The organism is Saccharococcus sp. Marseille-Q5394 (genome assembly GCF_946901335.1).
GTDB lineage: Bacteria > Bacillota > Bacilli > Bacillales_A > Planococcaceae > Sporosarcina > Sporosarcina luteola_C.
The window spans coordinates 1,704,590-1,724,037 of record NZ_CAMPPQ010000001.1 but is presented as its reverse complement, the minus strand read 5'-3'; the positions used below and the strand labels follow the sequence as shown (position 1 = coordinate 1,724,037).

Below are 19,448 nucleotides of genomic sequence, written 5' to 3'. Positions count from 1 at the left end.
ATGAAAAAAATTGTTTTGTTTTTGTTGTCGCTTCTATTGATTTTTTCATTGGACCTTTTCACACCTAAATATGCCTCAGCTGCTTCCGGTTTTGTGGATATCCCTGCTACACATAGAGCATATACAGAGATTAGCTATCTTCAGCAAGGCAATATAACAACATTCGACATCCCAGGCAGATTTGACCCCGATGCACCTATGACACGGGCGCATGCCGCAGCGATGATCGGTAAAGCGGTCCAATTGCAAGGAGTCCCTGTCAATACTAGATTTCCGGATGTTCCAACCGATCACTTTGCGTCAGGATACATAGAAGACTCTGTGAATCGTGGCATCATCTTCGGATACAAACAGGAAGACGGAACATATTTGTACATGCCTGAAAAGCAATTGAAACGTGGAGAGATGGCTTTGCTCATCAGCAGGGCATTCGGTTACCAATCCGATACGACGAATGCAGCGGCACAAGAATTCATGGCCAAAGGTATTTCAGAAGGAGTAGGTAAAGGGAACTTCGGTACCGAGGAACTTATGAAACGTGGCGATTTCGCCGTATTCCTAGCTCGCGCCGTCAATGCGGATTTCCGTACGAAAAGCCAAGATATGACAGCCACATCAATGTATGTCGATGTAAATGAAGACACATCCCTCAACATGAGGACAGGCCCATCTGAAGGCTATGATGTAACAATGAAATTATTCAGTGGCTACCCGGTTGACATTACGTACACTGTTGGAAACTGGGTTTATGCAAAAGTTGGAAATGACTCTGGTTTCATTCATGGTGATTACCTATCCACCGATCAGCCTTCTATTAGTAATATCAAAGATCCAATCAGTGTCATCACGGGTCCCGTCACTGGCCCCATCAGTGGCAAAAAGCCTTTGAATCAACTGACGATCGTCATTGACCCGGGTCATGGCGGAAAAGATCCCGGAGCAGCTGGAAATGGTATGCGTGAAAAAGACATCGTCCTTGATATATCGAAACGGATGAAAAACTATTTCCAAGGCACACCGATCAATATCAAGCTGACGCGGGAGACAGACGTTTTCCTTGAACTATCACAGCGTGTTCAATTTGCACAGAGAAATAAGGCTGACCTATTCGTAAGTGTCCATGCCAATGCATTTAACGGAAAAGCTTCCGGCATAGAGACATTCTATTACAGTGCTGCCCGTAATCCGAACGTGTCAGAATCCAAAGCGCTATCAACGTATATCCAGAATAGGATGCTCGAAGCTTGGAATCTTCCAGACCGACGCGTCCAAAGCAAATCACTGCATGTCATCCGTGAAAATACGATGCCTGCAACATTGATTGAAGTTGGTTTCATCGATAATGCAAAAGATGCACAGTACATCAAATCTCCTGCACATCGTGAAACAATGGCAAAAGCAGTGTTCCTAGGAACTCTCGATTATCTGTATCACTTTGAGGGTCGTTCAGAGGTATCGCCTCTTTACTCGAAATACAATGCGACCCCATCAAAAAATATCATTAATAAGTAAATTAACAGCCCTACTGGAATTTCGTTCTAGAGGGCTTCTTTTATAGTTATTTTGAAGAGGACGGTGAAGGCAATGAAGAAATATATTACAACCATTGCAATCGCAATTACGCTTATATTCGCATTGCAACCCCAGACGATGGCTCAGGAGAAGCAGGATGAGTATCTAATAAGCGGTGGAAAACAGGCCGAACTGATGGAGTATATGAATGAAAGTGGCATGCACATCGAAAAAATGTATCCATCACTCGATATACTATCTGTCTCGCTATCAACCACCGAGCTTGCCAAATTAGAAAAAACATTTCCGAATATCGTAATTCAAAGCAATAGATCATATCAAAAAAGCACTGAAAAAGATCTTGCCTCCAGCACGCTGATTAACACCACAAGAGGCAGCACTTCCCCTTATACTGGTAAAGGCGTTAAGGTTGCAGTCCTTGATTCCGGAATCGACGTGAAACATCGTGACCTCCGTGTCAAAGGAGGTTATTGTTCCATGAAAACGGAATGCGCAATGGTCGTCTCCTATGACGATGACAATGGACACGGAACCCATGTTGCAGGCGTCATTGCAGCTCTGGCCAATCAGACGGGCGTTGTAGGGATTGCCCCCTCCGTCGAACTTTATAGCATCAAGGCACTTAATAGTTTCGGAGTCGGAACGACCAATAGTTTAATAGACGGAATCGATTGGGCGATGAAGCAAAAAATCGATATTCTGAATTTGAGCATTACAACTGACCAAGATGATCCCGCACTAGAAAAAGCGCTTCAGAAAGCATATGCACAAGGCGTCCTCATTGTCGCCTCCGGCGGAAATAATGGCGATCAGGCGAATAGCACGGTCATGTACCCGGCAAAATATGATTCTGTTATCGCTGTAGCAGCAGTCAATGCAGACTTGACAAAGCTGAAAAATAGCGCGGTCGGAAAGGAAATTGAGATTGCAGCTCCTGGTGCGTCAATTTTCAGCACATATCCGATGAAATGGGACTTCGAGGACGGAAAAGCGGATGGCTATACGCGTCTATCCGGCACGTCCATGGCGACAGCCCATGTATCGGGTATCCTAGCACTCTATAAAGAACGATTTCCACACATGAATAATGACGAATTGCGCCAGCTGATTGCGAGAACTGCCAAGGACCTCGGAAAGGAAGGGAGAGATGACGTTTTTGGTCATGGCCTCATCCAATACAAACCTTCCTTTGATAATACGGTTGATTTTACAGTGCAATCGGAACCCGGTAAATTGACGCTTCAATATAGCGGAAACAAGGACGTTCAAATCGACGGAGCCAACGTTCTGCATCGAACTGATGGAAAGTGGGAGATCTATGGAGTCGCTGGTGATCTTGAAGTTCTGGTGAAGACAAAGATCGACCAAGGCGCAGTTTGGCAAGAAAAGAAGATATACAGAATGCCATCGCCTGTTTTCACGGATATGAACAACAGTCAACGATTTGCAGGTTCAATCGGATTCCTCACGTATAAAGGCCAATTGAAAGGCTTCCCGGGCGGCACAATCCGCCCTTACGAAAACATTACAAGAGCAGAGGCGGCAGCGATTATCGGCAGGGCGCTCGGTTATCCGGAAAAAGCTACGGCGGTTGCCTTTAAGGATGTCTCACCGACTTCTTTCGCCGGGGGCTATATTCAAGCTTTAAAGGAAGAAAAGATCCTTTCCGGATTCAAAGATGGGACATTCAAGCCCGAACAAAAAGTGACACGCGGTGAAATGGCAATTCTCATTTCAAACGCATTTAAGCTGAAATCAGATAATGTCAATAGATTCACAGACAGTCATCCTTCAATGGCTTCCTACAGCGCAGTGAATGCACTAGTCTCTGCCAAAATCACAAACGGCTACACGGATGGCACCTTTAAGCCGAATGACCAAATGAGCCGGGCGGATTTCGCAGTATTCCTGGCTAGGGTTCAAGAAGATGCGTTCAAGTGAAAAATCGGGGGAATGAAAATTGAAATTCAAAAAGATAAGAGAAATAATGCTGTTGCTGTTAGTAATGACAATTGCATTTCCGAGTTTGCATGCAAAAGCATCGACCAATAGCCCGGCAGAGTTTGCGAAAGTCTATGAAGGCACTCCGTACAAATTCGGTGGAAATACGCCTGAAACAGGATTTGACTGCTCCGGCTTCATCGTTTATGTCTATAACCATTTCAATATTTCGCTGCCGCGGACTTCGGAAGGACAATTCAATTACGGTGTTCCCGTAGATGCATCCGACCTGCAGCCAGGCGACCTGCTCTTCTTTAGAGACACATACAAACCGGGAATCTCCCATGCAGGTATCTATTTAGGAAACAATGAATTCATTTCCGCTGAAAATGAAACACGCGGCGTCGCTAAAGCGAAGCTGTTCTCACATCCTTACTGGGAGCCGCGCTTTGCAGGAGCGAAACGTATGATTGGATCGGCTTCAGCACCGGCCGAACCATCATTGCCCAAAATAACTTTCGAAGACATCTCTCCGGATCATCTGGCGTTCAATGCCATTTTGAAACTGAGCGGAAACGGAATCATCAACGGGTTTCCAAACAATCAATTCAAACCGGAAGAAACGATTACCCGTGGGCAGGCGGCAGCCATGCTGAATCGCGTATTGAAACTGAATCCGACGAATGAAGTGAATTTTAAGGATGTCGACAAAAAGCATCAGTTCGCAGCACATATTGCCGCGATGAATGAAGCGGACATCTTAAGAGGGTACGAGGACGGAAGATTCGGCTTGGAAGACAAGCTGACACGGACACAGCTTGCTGTCATTATCGATCGCGCCTTCAATCTGCAAAAGAAAGTCGACGACCGTGTCTATATTTCCTCACTCTACGTCGACATTCCGTCCACCTATTGGGCAATCGATTCCATCAACGCTTTAAAGCAGTTGGACAAGACAGGCGTCTTCCAAACACCGTCCTATGAATTCACCAAAATCGTGACGCGGGCTGAATTTGCAGCAGCTGTTTATAGCGCCATCGATGCGAATTAAGGTCTGTATCTTAAATAACTGATTCATAGACCGATAGAAAGATGACAAAGCTTTTAGGGGGAAAATAATGAAACGCAAATTAGCAATGATGTTCGTCATCTTTATGCTCATGCTGCAACTGACACCGTCAATTTCTCACGCAGATGAATTGACAGGTTTGACATTGGAAAAAGAAGTCCGTGAAATGGTATCCAGGGGAATTATTAAAGGATACTCAGACGGCAAAATCTATCCGAAAGCGGACGTGAATCGCGGAGATTTCGCAGCATTCCTTGCGCGTACAATGGGACTATCACCTGAAGTGCCGGAATTCACGGACGTGAACCCGTCATCCGCGATCGCAGGTGAAATCGGAGCCATCCAAAAAAGTGGGATCATGAAAGGTACGTTGGATGGTAAATTCATGCCCCTGAAATTAATGACAAGGGAAGAAATGGCCGTAACAGCAGCCCGTGCCATCAACCACTTAGGCATCACAGTCGATGCGAATGACATCGTGCTGACAGATGAATCCCTATTTGCATCAACGGAAGGGATCAGCGCAGCAAAAACGGTATTCGCAGCGGGAATCATGAACGGGACGAAAGTAGATCCGACACGTACCATCATCACATTCGACCCAGCAGGGCTTTCAAAGCGGGACCAAGTCGCAGCTGTACTTAGCCGATTCCTCGCATTCCGAGCGAAACATGAAATTCCTGAAGTGGAGCCTGAACAACCATCAATTCCGCAACCACCAGCACCACCCGCAGCGGATCCGGAGAAATTCCAACTTGCCGTCGTGGAAAATAAATCGATGAAGCTGTTGGACAAGAAATACAATACGTACGCGGAAGCGGTCAAAGCATTTACCGCCAGTCCGATAGCTGAAGGAATCTACAAAGGCAAAGAACTGCTTCGCATCAAGAGCGGCATGGCATTTGCTCAAGGTCCGCTAGGTGTGAATACAGTCATCTATTCAAGCCCATCCTTCGGGACACAGCTTACGTATATCGAGGCCGGCCGTGAAATGGGCGTTCTTGAATACGCGGAAAACTACATCAAAGTGCAAGTGGGGGACACAGTCGGCTACGTAAAGCAGAATCAAGTCGATTTCAGACCTGTTTCCATTAATCAAGCAAAGGATTACTATATCGGAAACAGCAATAATGAGCTCCTCCACTATACGTATAACTATCTAACGAATGCCTACGGGGCATACAATATCGGTCCTGTTCCATCGTTCATGAAGATCGGAACCAAATACTATTCGAGAGATGGCGTCCATTATTTGGATGGTGCCGGGAAAGTGGCTGGGACACATTATCCGTACTTCCAGTTCCAATCAATCCGTTCGAAGACAGAGTATACAGCTGAGGAAATCGACGCGTTCATCCTCCAAATCCTAACGGAGAAAGAGAACACCGGGCAGTCGAGATACGCAGGGGCAATCGTGAAGTCGAAGCTCCGCGGCTTAGGTTCCTACATAAAGGAAATGGAAGCACAATATCGGGTGAACGGTCTTTTCATCCTATCGACTGCCATGCATGAAAGTGACTTCGGCATGAGCCGCAACGCACTCGAAAAAAACAATCTATTTGGCATCAGGGTATTCGACAGCACGCCGGAAGCAGGGGAGAAATACGCCACCCCGCAACGAAGCATCGAAGCATTCGTATTGGAATACGCCAACAAGAACTACGGCATACCGGGAGCAGCTTATGCGAAAGGCGCTGCACCTGGTAATAAAACCTCGGGCTTCAACGTCCATTACGCATCTGATCCAACATGGGGAGCTAAGATTTCAGGCCATATGTGGAGAACAGACAGAGCGATGGGCGGTAAGGACGCCTACAAATACCGCCTTGCTATGACGAACATCAAGTCATCATTGAACGTCAGAACGGCACCAGTAGTCTCATCTGACACATTGCTGTTTTCATTCAGCGATCGCGACCTTGGACGAAGCGGCGAAAGCGGCTACCCAGTCGCCATTGTCGAACAGCAAAAAGGTGCAGACGGCTACATCTGGTACAAAATCTTCGCAGACTCCGTTACAAAAGACGCCAACGGAGAACACATCGAATTTGGATGGATCCGCGGCGACTTCCTGACAGAATTGAATACAAGATAATAAAAAAGTAGAGGGGATCCCCTCTACTTTTTCTTTTGAATCAAAGATTAAATTGTCAAAAGCACTAGGCGCGACCAGCGTTTTCGCTAGGAAGATACAATTCACCCGCGACCATTACAATCTCACGCATAAACCGCGATATTCACGCATAAATCCAAAACTCCACGCATAAACCGCGATATTCACGCATAAATCCAAAACTCCACGCATAAATCGCCGCATTCACGCATAAATCCAAAACTCCACGCATAAACCGCAGCATTCACGCATAAACCCCAACTCTCACGCATAACAAATTCTGCTGGATCCGCGGCGACTTCCTGACAGAATTGAATACAAGATAATAAAAAAGTAGAGGGGATCCCCTCTACTTTTTCCTTTGAATAAAAGATAAAATTGTCAAAAGCACTCGGCGCGACCAGCGTTTTCGCAAGGAAGATACAATTCACCCGCGACCATTACAATCTCACGCATAAACCGCCATCTTCACGCATAAATCCTGAATCCGACGCATAAACCTCTATACACGCATAAATCCCACACACTATTTACCCACGCCTCAACAATCCAACAAATCGATTAAACCCTTCCCGGTACATCACCCGGATCATTGCCGCATAAACAACAACCCCAATGGGTACGAGCACAGCCAACTGATAAAGCGAATACCAATCCTGCGCATGCAGCAAAACCTTCGCTCCCCACACCGCAAGCCCCATCACGATCGCCGGTCCCACAACACGCGAACTCATCCGCGCAACACGTTTCAACTCTGCAGCCCCTAAATCCTTATAAACTACAGCCATCGACACCGCAAAATAATAAACACTCACAACTGAAGCTGATATCGCAAGTGCCGGGTACCCATACTTATCAACCAACAGCCAATTCAAAATGAGATTCACTGCAATCGTCGTTACACTGATACGGAACACAACAGCGGTCTTGCCTCTAGAATACATAGATTTCGACAGGATCAGCTGCATCCCCTGGAACACGATAATCGGCAAGTACAGCAATAACGTTAAATACGTATTTGAAGTATCCGCCGCTGTAAATTTCCCGCGTTCATAAATGAAAGAAACGACAGCATCTCCGACAACCAGCAAGCCCACCGCAATCGGCAGCAACGTCACCAATGAAATTTCCATCCCGCGAAAAACAGTGTCCTTGAATTTATCCAGTTGCTCCGTCTGCTCGCTCATCAGCGTGAAAATGATGGCGGCAAGCGTCGTCGCATAGATCGCGTTCGGAATACTGATGATGAGCGATGAGTTGTTCAAATATGTAACCGCCGCCTCTTCTGTCCCGGAAGCGAAATACCTGTTAACAAACAAATTCACTTGGCCAACAACCGAATTCAACAGCGATGGAATAATCAGCACTAAAAATGCCTTCGCAAACGTCCTCTCCATATTGAAAACAGGTTGCCACTTATAATCGGAGCGGGCGAGTGCAACGACCTGAACGATAACACCCATCACCGTCCCCGCAATAAACCCGTACACCAGCGAATAAATACCCCACACGTCACTGAATAGAATTGCAGACAATGCTGCCATCAACGTCGCCAGCAGCTTCGACATCTGGGATGGAACAAAAATCCGGCGTGACTGCAAATAAGAATCGAGCAAGCCGCTTAACGCAATCATTGTCATGAAAGCGAAAAACAACCGTGTCATCTCGACAGCAATCACTTTCGTTTCAAACACCGCTTTTTTATAAATCAACGGCACGAACCAATCCGCAAAAAACCAGCCGAACGCGCTCACAAATACGAATAATAAAACCGTCCAATTCAAGAGGGCATTCGCATTCCGGTCAGTATGGTCCGGATTCCCCGTGCGGCTCTTCACATACATCGGCAAAAACACATTATTGAAGCCCGTCGAAATCATCGCCACGACAAGCGTAATGAACCCGAACGCCAAGAAATAAGCATCCGTTTCATGTGAGGCCCCGAACTCATTCGCAACAATGGACTCGCGAATGAACCCCGACACTTTTAACATGAGAGCAAGCAACGTCGTCCACAAAGCCGCTTTCTTTAATTTGCTCATATCCATCCACCTAACCTGCATCAGCATCCGAAAGACGCCGATCTGTATTCATAAAGAAAGCTCCCAGCCTGGGCGGGGAGCAATCAGTTCATCAATTTTTCTTCAAAGCCTTCTCATAAATCTTCTCATACTTTTCTGCCGCTGCGAAATGCGAATACTCCGCAACAATCTTAGCCCGCGCTGTGTCAGCCAACTGCTGCCCGAAAGCAGGGTCGTCCAGCAAACGGATCATTGCCTCGCTCAACGCCTCGACATTCTGCTCTTCCACCAACAGCCCGTCCACGCCGTCTTCGATGATCTCCTTCAAGCCGCCAACCGCGCACGCGATCAACGGAACACCGGAACCCATCGCCTCCAATGCGGAAATGGACGTCGCTTCCTCCACTCCTGCCGAATAGATCGAAGGGACAAGTGCCACATTGCTCAACGCATAATACTGGATCATATCTGCATGATCCACCGCGCCGACCATCGTCACCCGATCAGCCACGCCAAGCTCTGCAGCCTTCGCTTTCATTGTCTCCATCATTTCGCCCGTTCCCGCAAATACGACACGCGCTTTCGGGAATTTCTCAAGAACCGCTGGCAACGATAAAATCGGGTAAATGACACCGTTCTTCTTCGTCAAACGGCGCGGAACGAAGAAAATCATATCGTCCTTCTCAAAGCCATATTTCTCACGGAACTCATCTCGACGCGAAATTTCAGGCTTGAATGATTCGACGTCAATGAAGTTCTTGATCATGTTGCCGACAACGCCTGTTTCTTTCTCGATATAATCCTTTATCCGTGTATCGACCGTAATCACTTCACGCGTCGACTTATACGATTTCCACTCAGCTTCTTTCAACTTATCCGCTTCAGTGGAGCCTTCCATGACGGTGCCTTTGGAAATGCCCTCGAAAGTCAAATAGCCATGCACCGTACTAGCGACTGGAACGTCCGATTCTAGCGCGGCAAGCGTCGTAAAAGCATCCTGCGCATTGATGATGTCATACCCGCCGCCCGCAACCTTCTCCTTAATAAGCGACTCCAGCTCGTCCTTCCGTCGATTTAACGTCCAGACATAACCCGAACCTTTTTTCATCTTATTCAAAACGAAAGCCGGCCCGCGGACAACACCGTCCTGCTTCCACTTAGGCACATCTGAGAATGATACGATATCCACCGTATGGCCCCGTGACTCAAGTCCAGCCTTCAAAGTTGTCATATGGACTGATAATCCGCCTAAATGGGGATAATCATATGCAGTAGCCAATAATATTTTCAATTCAACGTCCTCCATCCAAAAATTGTTCCCGTAGTAAATCGACATTGCGAACAGCTTCCTTCCGCAACACGTCGACATTCGGCGCAATCATCTCTTTCGTCTCTGCACCATGGTCAAGTACGTAAAGCGCATTTTCAAGCAATGCTTCCTTCGTGAAATCTCCTAGAGGGAAAGAGCGGTCCCACATGCCCGAGCGCTTCAGGAAGCTTTCCACCTTCTGGTCATAGCTCAAGCCGATGTGCGGTACATTCGAAAGCGCAGCGAATATCAACGCATGCAAACGCAAGGCGATCGTCAATTCAGTTCTGGAAATGAAATTATAAAACTCATTCGGTGTGAATGAATCGCCTAACAGCCGGGTCTTGCTCGCATTCTTCATCTTTGCCATTACTTTTTTCGATACATTCGTATCGTAAGGCGGCTCCATAGGGACGAATACAGGCATTACACCCCTCTGTTCAATGAGCTCATCCAACACCCATGCTAGCTTTTCAATATATTCATCCTCATGATCAAACCAAGGCCGAGGGGCGACCGCTACAAGTCGTTTATCACCCTTCAATCCGAGTGAAGCATAAGCGACATTGTCTTCCGTAGGCTTGAAAGCGAACACGATATCAGCAGTAACGACCGTCTCGGGCTTCGTCACTTTCAAATTCTCAAGATACTCTTTCGAATACTCGTCCCTGACGGTAATGAAATCCGCTTTATTAGCAATCGCCCGCATAAGGAACTTACCCCATTTGCTTGTCACCGGGCCAATTCCTTGCGAGAAGAACATGACCTTCGTTCCGCATAGCTTTGCCAATAAAACAATGAGCAAGTAATAGGGAAGTGGACCGAATAAAAACTTCGTCGGGTATGTATCCTGAAGCAACCCGCCGCCTCCGGATATCAACAGATCCGCATTCCGGAGCGCCTTCACCTTTTCCTTGTTTTCATGACGCCAGCCCCTGTAAACCGATTTTACGCTATGCTCCTTCGAAGTCTTAGCAGGGGACAGCGAAAAGACGGTAATATCGGGATTATCAAGTTCAGCGCGCAAATTATCGACAATGGCCTTCAAAATGGCCTCGTCACCTGTATTTCCAAGTCCGTAAAAACCTGAAATCACTATTTTCAATGGATATCCTCCTCAAAACAAAAGCTTCCACGAAGCCGTGAAAGCATAGTTATAAATAAATGTAAGTCGACTTTTTATATAGGACGAATTACTGAATAAAAATGTTGCCCTCTTCTTTAAATGAAAAGTCATCTCTCAACAAATTACTTATATCGTTAATTCTTACTCATTCTATCATCGTTCCCAATGGCTATGCAACCGCTTTGGGTTTCTGCTATACTTATACAATTGAATGCAACGAATCGAGGGTCAGACAATGAAAGAAACGTACCTTGGCGTCCATGTGTCGCCTCTTACATATGAAGGAATCATTACGGAAATAAAAACCCGGATGGCAGCCGGTGAACAGTCCACAATCATCGCCGTCAACCCGGAAAAGGTGATGACAGCACAAAAGAACCCGGAAGTGAAGGATCTTATTAACGGGTCGACGTTTCAAATAGCGGACGGCGTAGGCATATTGCTGGCATCCAAAATGAAAAAAGGGAAGATTAATTCCCGCGTCACAGGCGTTGACATGATGGCGAGGCTGCTGAAATTCGCCGCAGATGAACACCATCCCATCTATTTATATGGTGCGAAAAAAGAGGTCGTCGAAAAAGCGGCCAATAACATAAAACAACAACACCCCGGTATCGGAATAGCGGGAATGACAGATGGGTATGAACAAGATGAAGAAGCACTCATACAGCGCATTAACGATAGCGGTGCTGAAATTATCTTCGTAGCCCTCGGCAGCCCGAAGCAAGAACTTTGGATAAGACGAAACATGGATAAGCTGAAGAACGTCTTAGTATTTCAAGGGGTCGGCGGCAGCTTTGACGTCTTCTCCGGAACTGTCAAACGGGCACCCGCAATCTTCAGGAATACAGGCACCGAGTGGCTGTACCGGCTGGCAAGCGATCCAAAACGGATCAAGCGCCAAATGAACTTGCCCCTCTTCCTGATGAACATCTTATTTAATAGAAGAAACTAAAAAAGTTAGGAGTCTTTCAATATGAAAAAGTCAATTTGCATAATCGGACTAGGATATATCGGATTGCCGACAGCAGTCATGTTTGCCAACCACGGACATAAAGTGCACGGTGTCGATATCAATGAAAGCGTAGTGGAAAGCATCCGCAACAAACATCTTCATATTGAAGAGAACGGTTTGCAAGAACGTTTAGATGAAGCAATCGACTCAAACATGTTCACAGTTTCCACTACACCGATAAAGGCGGATGTATTCATCCTAGCAGTGCCTTCGCCGATCAAAGAAGACAAAACAGCTAATCTCGAATATATCCGAAGTGCGGCGAAAGCAATCGCTCCATTCGTTGAAAAAGGGAACCTCGTCATTCTTGAGTCGACAGTTCCTCCAAGAACCGTTCAAGATGTCGTCATTCCGGAACTCATCCCGACTGGACTCGAAATCGGGACCGAACTATTCGTCTCCCATTCACCTGAACGGGTGATTCCTGGCCGTGTATTCGAAGAACTCATTTCAAATGATCGCATCATTGGGGGAGTCAATGAAGAATCCGCAAAAATGACATCGGAACTTTACCGTTCATTCGTCAAAGGACATATGCACGAGACGGACGATACGACTGCAGAACTAGTCAAAGTGATGGAAAACACATATCGCGATGTCAATATTGCATTAGCAAACGAACTTGCAAAACTTTCCGCAACAATCGGCGTGGATGTCTGGGAAGCAATCCGTCTCGCGAACTTCCACCCGCGCGTCAATATCCATCAACCAGGACCAGGCGTCGGAGGGCATTGCATCGCCGTCGATCCATGGTTCCTTGTTGAATTAAATCCGGAAATCGCCAAGATCATCAACCTGTCACGCAAGACGAATGATGGCATGCCCGCCTACACAGCAGATCTGCTTACGACAATCTTGCAGGCCAAAGGGATTGATACGAATGAAGCGAAGGTGGCAGTACTAGGTCTAGCCTTCAAAGGAAACATTGACGACATGAGGGAGAGTCCGTCCATCGACGTCGTAGAGGAATTGCAAAAGAGGGCTTTGAATGTCGTTGCATTCGATCCACATATTAAAAAGAACAATTTGGAAATCCAAACGCAAAAAATGGATGAGGCGTTGGAAGGGGCTCAAGCAGCCATCATTTTAACAAGCCACAATGAATTCAAGGATCTCGATCCAGCAGAAATAGCCGATGTAATGGAAAGTAGAATCATCATCGATACAAAACAATGCATTGACCGAGAAAAATGGCGAGCAGCTGGATTTGAAGTGTACGTGTTAGGGGATTCGAAAAACAGTCCGATGTGAAAGTAAGAATAATAATAGAGTTAACAAGAAAGGCCGGCATTTTTGTCGGCCTTTTTACATGCCCAGTTTCATAAAAAGAAATTTCATTTTTGAAACCATCGTTTTAGATTAATAGATTATACCTACACAGCGTGCAAAAGACGAATTTTCAGAAGATAGATTAATATAGCTTGAGTTTTTTTAAAACTTTGCTATACTTGTTAAAGAGCTGACATGCCGAGGTATGCATGATAATATACTTTCAATTTCAAGTTTTCAAATCTACTTATCTAATAAAGTAAATTTAATCCCCTTGAAAATAAAGGTAGATTATTATGCGTATGGTTGGTATAATACATATTGAATCTTGTAGACTACCAGGTTCATATGAAAGCTTCATAAATGTAATCATACAATAGGGAGGAATTCTACACATGGCTCATCAACCAAAAGCCTACAAAAAGTTTGTGGCTTCGGCTGCAACAGCAACACTAGTTGCAACAGCAATCGTACCAGTCGCTTCAGCGGCAACTGATTTCAAGGACGTAAGCAAAACTTACGAAAAAGAAGTAAACTACTTGGTAGAAAACGGAATCGCAAAAGGAACTACTGAAACTACTTTCGGTACGAACAGCAACATCTCTCGCGGTGACGCTGCGGTCATGATCGCTAATGCTCTTAAATTGGATACTACTTCTGCACCAGATGCAGGTTTCCAAGATGTTAACGCTCGTGTAGCAGGTGCTGTCAACGCAATCGTTGAAGCGAAAATCGCTAGCGGTAAAACTGCTACTGCATTCGCTCCAGCTGACTACATCACTCGTCAAGAAATGGCGAAAATGCTTGCTAACGCTTATAAGTTGACTGCAAAAGAAAATGCTAACTTCAAAGATGTGAACAGCAACTGGATCGGATATGTTTCCGCTCTTAAAGAAGCTGGAATCACTCTTGGTAAGACAGATACAACTTTCGCTCCAACTGACAACTTGACACGTGGAGAGTTCGCTCTATTTATCTACCGTGCTGAGGTAGAACTAGTACCTGCACCACCAGCTACTCCAGAAGTTGTTTCGGTAAGTGCGACTAACCTTGTAGAGGTTGTTGTGGAATTAACTTCAGAATTAACTGGTACTGAAGCTGCAAACGTAGCTAACTACTCAGTTAATGGAGATACTCCATTGAAAGTTACTGTTAACGAGAAAAATGTAACACTTCTATTAGCAGAAGCTGACAAATTGGTTAACTACTCTAAGAACAACGAACTAAAAATTGCTGCAAAAGCTGGTCTTGCTAAAGACTTTGAAACTAAATTTGCTGTATCAGATACTGCTATTCCTGCATCACAATCAGCTAAAGGCGTCGGACCTCGTTTAATCGAAGTTACTTTCTCTGAGCCTTTAGATGAAACTGTATCTAAACTCGACACTGTTCGTTCTTTCCAACTTGATGGTGGCCAAGTGGCATTAGATACAACTTATGCAGTATACAGTGGAAATACTGTAACTCTTAAAACACTTTCTGATATTTCAGAAGGCGAACACAAATTAACTATTCGTTCTGGTGCAAACAATGCGCTTCAGGATTATGCTGGGTATAAAGTTGCGCCAAGAGATATTGAATTCTCATTCGTAATTGACAAAACTCCTGTATCTGCTGATCTTGTAGCAAATACAGAAACAACTGCAACAATTAAGTTCAACAAGAAGATTGATGCAGCTTCCTTAATTGGAAATGGTAATGCGCTATTCACTCATACTCGTAACTCTTCTTTGAACCAAGTTACGGGTGCTAATGTTACAAACCCGACTGGTGACGGTCAAACATTTGTAGTTGACTTCGGAGCATCTAAACCATTCCCTCCAGGTTCTACAACAATGTACTTCAAGTATGCTGATGAGAAAGCACAATTAGTTAAAGACAACTGGGGTAACGAGTTTGCTGAAACTACATTCACTATTGCTACTTCTGTAGACAATGTGAAACCAACTGTAAGTTCAGTAACATTTGTAGATTCAACTAAGATTGAAGTTGCATTCTCTGAAGCGGTATTAGATAGTGCTGCAACTAATGGTGCTCGCAACACTGCAAACTACACGTTAAAAGACGCTAATGGCGATAAAATTGCTGTAACTGGTGCTGCTTTCAAAGCTGGCACTAACAATGTAATCGTGTTAACTACTGATACTATCAATGGTGGAAACCATACTCTTGAAGTTAAAGAAGTAAAAGATCGTTCTGTAGCTGGTAATAAATTAGAAACAGTAACTGTTACTTTTGCAGCGAAAGATGAAGTGAAACCAAGTGTAGTATCTGCTTCAAGAATTGCTACTGATAAAGTACGAGTTAACTTCAGTGAAGCAATGGACGTGGACTCAATCCTTAGCAAGAGTAACTATCAATTGAATGGTGCTGCTCTTTCTAAAGATGATACAATTACAGCAATCAACGGCAACAAAGCTGTTGTAATTACTTTCAAAACTGCACCAACTGCTGGTGGTACAATTAATGTTGGACGAGTAAAAGATGCTGCTGGTAACTTTACTTCAGCTTTCGTTACACCTGTAACATTCTTAAGTACTGTTGCTGCAATCACTGCTGATGAAGCACAAGTAACTGGAAGTAAACAAGTGAAAGTTATAATCGAGGATGAAGTTGTTTCAGGTGCAACACATGAAGACTTTGAAGTTTCTATTGATAATGGTACATCTTGGTTTGCTCCAACACGTGTATCGTCAAGTGTTGTTGAAGGCGGAGATACTGTAATCACAATCACTTTGCCAGATGGCAAAGAAATTACAAATACAGCTGTTGCAGCTGGTAATTCTGTACAGGTACGTACAGTATCATCAGCTGGAGTACAAGGAGCAACAAAAGGTGCTCAAAATGAATTTGGAACTGCTTTAGACTTTACAGAAACTGCAATTGACAAGCTTGCTCCTAAACTTGTCGCTGCTAATGCTAAGGATAACGACAGCAATAACCATGTTGATCGTTTCGTAGTTACTTTCTCAGAAGCACTTTACGCACCATCTGTTTCTGACGAAGACTTCTCAGTTGCAGGCTACGAAGTCCAAAGTATCGCACATACTGGAACTGGTGAAGTTACAGTATTTGTGAAAGAACTAGATGTTAACGATCTTTCAGTAGCTCCAACTGTTACACTTGTGGGAGATGTTGAAGACGCTCGTCGTAACGTTCTTAAAAAAGGTTCTGAAGTTAAAGCGCAAAGCGTAGCAGCTCAAGGCGCAGTTGCTGACCAAGCTGCTGCTGATGCAGTAATTGCTCAAATCAACTCAGCATCTAGTCAAAGTCAAGTTGAAGCTGCAAGAACAGCTTACAATGGCTTAACAACAGCTCAAAAAGCTTTGGTTACTAATGAAGCTACATTACAAACAAAAGAGCAAGGATTAGTTGATGCTCAAGCAACTGCAGTTGGCACTACTTTTGCACCAGCAGCAGCAGCGGCAGGTACAACTGCTCTCCCATCTGTTCCATCTGGATACTCTATTGCTGTTAAATCAACTTCAGCTCCAGCTATCTATGATACAGACGGAAAATTAGTTGCTGACGGTACATCAAATGTAGTTTATACTGTAACGCATACTGCGTCTGGTAAAACTAAAGATACTGCTACTGTTGCAGTAACTGTTGATGTTACTCCTTGATCATTTTAAACGAAACGTTACTTTATAAGTTCTAATTAGAACGAAATAAGTGGAAATAAGACCTCAGAAATAAAAACCTATTATATATTCCTATATATAATTAACATTTATTTACTGGGGTCTTTTTCTAACTGTTACATCCGATAAATAAGTAAAATCCCTGTCTATCTGTAAAAGAGAGGGATTTTCTTTTTTGCCGAAATCCAATAGTATCTAATCTTGCATCCATATCGTATTTTTTTAAAAAAATAATGTCTAGACATCTCTCTATATAAGGTGATCATTCCCATGTGATGAACTTTTTTGAGAGGATATTCCAAGATTAACATGAAGAAATAGGAATTACAGTTTGCATGGAAAAATAGAGTTCCAGAGAGATGGCAATATGATAAGGGTATTCTTGGAGTGAATCCTAATATAAAACACTATCGAATTCAGTGAAACCAGAAATTGAAAATGAATCCCCGGTTTGTAAATGGAAAATTAGAATAGTAACCCTGTCACCTTCAAAAAGTCCATCCAGACAGAAATCACTCAGATTTCCCCGGATGGCTTTTCTTATCTTGTATGCGAAACTCCCTTCTGTATCTATAGTTTCTTTGTGAAAAGTGAATGCAAAAAAGAAAGGCATGCCAAATAAGCCTTTCTTGAAGGTTTTTTAAAATTAACCAGTGTCGATGTTATGCGATCTTTTTATACGAATGATAGAGCCCGTTTAATACGGATGTCGCTTCTAGATTTGTCTTCTCCGCCGTCGTCGGAAACTGAATTGGAGGAGGGGTCGGTGTATTGCCGCTGATTCCCTGATGTGGCCGTTCGGTATTGTAATAGTTAATGTACTCCCGGAGTAGCGAATGCAAGTGCCGCTCGTTCAGCGGAATGACGTGGTCTAGTAATTCCCTTTTGATTGTTCCAATGACTCTTTCCGCATAAGGATTCTGCCACGGCGAGCGATAGGCCGTCTTCTTTGAAGTAATTCCTGAAGATTTAAGGAACGACTGAAACGCCCTGGAACAGAAAATCGGATCATTGTCATGTAGTAGATACTTGGGTGCTTTTTCGAAAGGCGTTGCGTTTCGAAATTGCTGTATGGTCCATTGAGCCGTAGGGTTCGTGGTACCGGCGAAATAGACGATTTGACGGGTTTGATGGTGGATGATGACCAAACCATAAAGAATTTGGAACTTATATGTTGGAATGGTAAAAAAATCGGTTGCCCATAGTTCATGATGATGATTCTTCAGAAAGGTCTTCCAAGATTGGATCTGTCGATCAGAAGGCGGCTTTCTGGTAACAGATAGATATTTTGCGATGGTGTTAGGAGCGGGTGTATGTTTTATCCCAAGAACCAGCATCCTTTCATGAATTTTCTCAGGCGATAGCAATGGGTTTTCCTTATGTATGCGTTTAATGAGTTGAATGGTTTCTTTCGAAATAGCTGGTCGACCATTTCTCTTCGAGAGTCGGCTCCAATACATCTTGAATGCTGTACGATGCCAACGGATGACAGTCTCTGGCCTGACGATTAGCAGTACTTCTTTCCAATTGGTCATGTTTTTCGAGAGAAGTACCCAAAGTTACCGGAATGCTGGAGTTGGCGTTGGTTTTGGCAGCGTTTCTTTTTCATAACGTTGGACATATAAAGCCAATTGACTTCTTAGAGCGATATTTTCCATCCTGATTGTATGCGTTGATTGGAAGTAGAGTTGCAGAAAGTGAATTGCATACTGTAGCCACTCTATTATATAGATGCGTAAATTATATAGATTCATGTAAATACCCCCTCGCATCTAGTACGCCATACAATCAATCTTTCAATCTTTGGTATGGAGCGATGGATGAAACGGGAAAGGAATGTATACATATGAAAAAAACTTACCTCAGACATGCAGACATAGCCTGTCGTAAAGGAGGCTTGCCGCAATAGAAGTTTGTGTCTTCAAAGTGAGTGGACATAAGTTCGGGAACCTCGCACCGATTCAATTCACAATAATCGTAACCTATAACCGTAGGCGAGAGTAATTTCTGCTGGGGTTGTTTTTTCTATATTTCAAAGGTTATATCTGATGATGTCATGAGTGGTGAAATCGGATGACCGTAATCAATTAATCTAGTGATTATTGCATTTTGTTTTATCTTGGTGCACTGATTCTGTGAAGGTGGCTGTCGATTCGTTTATAAGTCTCTAGTAGGAATCCATTTGTTAGCGCCAAATTTAATTCGTTCGGCATTATAATTTCGTGTCGGAGAGATTGTTCAATAGAACTGCTTGCTTGAATTCTACTTTAATCATTTTAAGGAAAGCCCCAAGACCTCTTCCAGCTATACCTTTTCCATGAATGAATCTTTTGACACGAATGAATCTCTTGCACCTAATTTCTTTAAATAGTTATTTGCAGTTCCGTGGGAGAGCTGCCTTCCTTTTT

Annotated in this window: 12 protein-coding genes; 7 read left to right on the top strand and 5 right to left on the bottom strand. The window is 44.2% G+C overall.

Going from position 1 to position 19,448, the window contains the following annotated elements; all coding sequences use genetic code 11:
- From OC538_RS08240 to OC538_RS08225, 4 genes are all read left to right on the top strand, one after another.
- Entirely contained in the window at positions 1 to 1,512 is a 1,512-nt protein-coding gene (locus OC538_RS08240; RefSeq protein ID WP_262174293.1) for an N-acetylmuramoyl-L-alanine amidase, read from the top strand.
- Positions 1,513 to 1,584: 72 nt separating this feature from the next.
- Positions 1,585 to 3,474: a S8 family peptidase gene (locus OC538_RS08235; RefSeq protein ID WP_262174292.1), complete on the top strand. Its 1,890-nt coding sequence runs from the start codon at positions 1,585 to 1,587 to the stop codon at positions 3,472 to 3,474.
- Positions 3,475 to 3,493: 19 nt separating this feature from the next.
- On the top strand, positions 3,494 to 4,525 hold the full coding sequence (locus OC538_RS08230) for an NlpC/P60 family protein (protein ID WP_262174291.1): 1,032 nt from the start codon (positions 3,494 to 3,496) through the stop codon (positions 4,523 to 4,525).
- A 67-nt stretch (positions 4,526 to 4,592) separates the two neighbouring features.
- A complete protein-coding gene (locus OC538_RS08225; protein WP_262174288.1) occupies positions 4,593 to 6,638 on the top strand; it encodes an S-layer homology domain-containing protein in 2,046 nt (681 codons plus the stop codon).
- A gap of 548 nt (positions 6,639 to 7,186) precedes the next feature.
- On the opposite strand, the gene murJ is transcribed toward OC538_RS08225, so the two are convergent.
- The 3 genes from murJ to csaB form a co-directional block, all read right to left on the bottom strand.
- Entirely contained in the window at positions 7,187 to 8,698 is a 1,512-nt protein-coding gene (gene murJ / locus OC538_RS08220) for a murein biosynthesis integral membrane protein MurJ (protein WP_262174286.1), read from the bottom strand.
- Between the two features lie 91 nt (positions 8,699 to 8,789).
- A complete protein-coding gene (locus OC538_RS08215) occupies positions 8,790 to 9,968 on the bottom strand; it encodes a glycosyltransferase family 4 protein (protein ID WP_262174285.1) in 1,179 nt (392 codons plus the stop codon).
- Between the two features lies 1 nt (position 9,969).
- A complete protein-coding gene (csaB, locus tag OC538_RS08210) occupies positions 9,970 to 11,091 on the bottom strand; it encodes a polysaccharide pyruvyl transferase CsaB (RefSeq protein ID WP_262174283.1) in 1,122 nt (373 codons plus the stop codon).
- A 256-nt stretch (positions 11,092 to 11,347) separates the two neighbouring features.
- On the opposite strand from csaB, the gene OC538_RS08205 reads away from it, so the two are divergent.
- The 3 genes from OC538_RS08205 to OC538_RS08195 all read left to right on the top strand — a co-directional run bounded on the left by OC538_RS08205 (position 11,348) and on the right by OC538_RS08195 (position 17,022).
- Complete coding sequence (locus tag OC538_RS08205) at positions 11,348 to 12,067, top strand: WecB/TagA/CpsF family glycosyltransferase (protein WP_262174281.1); 720 nt, start codon at positions 11,348 to 11,350, stop codon at positions 12,065 to 12,067.
- 21 nt (positions 12,068 to 12,088) lie between these two features.
- On the top strand, positions 12,089 to 13,378 hold the full coding sequence (locus OC538_RS08200; protein WP_262174278.1) for a nucleotide sugar dehydrogenase: 1,290 nt from the start codon (positions 12,089 to 12,091) through the stop codon (positions 13,376 to 13,378).
- Positions 13,379 to 13,791: 413 nt separating this feature from the next.
- Positions 13,792 to 17,022 carry an S-layer homology domain-containing protein gene (locus tag OC538_RS08195; protein ID WP_262174275.1) on the top strand — a complete coding sequence of 1,077 codons (3,231 nt, stop codon included), beginning with the start codon at positions 13,792 to 13,794 and terminating at the stop codon, positions 17,020 to 17,022.
- Positions 17,023 to 17,702: 680 nt separating this feature from the next.
- Here OC538_RS08195 and OC538_RS08190 read toward each other — a convergent pair.
- Positions 17,703 to 18,575 carry an integrase core domain-containing protein gene (locus OC538_RS08190; RefSeq protein ID WP_262174273.1) on the bottom strand — a complete coding sequence of 291 codons (873 nt, stop codon included), beginning with the start codon at positions 18,573 to 18,575 and terminating at the stop codon, positions 17,703 to 17,705.
- A gap of 24 nt (positions 18,576 to 18,599) precedes the next feature.
- Positions 18,600 to 18,794, bottom strand: a complete 195-nt coding sequence (locus OC538_RS08185) for a hypothetical protein (RefSeq protein ID WP_262174271.1) — start codon at positions 18,792 to 18,794, stop codon at positions 18,600 to 18,602.
- Positions 18,795 to 19,448: the final 654 nt, after the last annotated feature.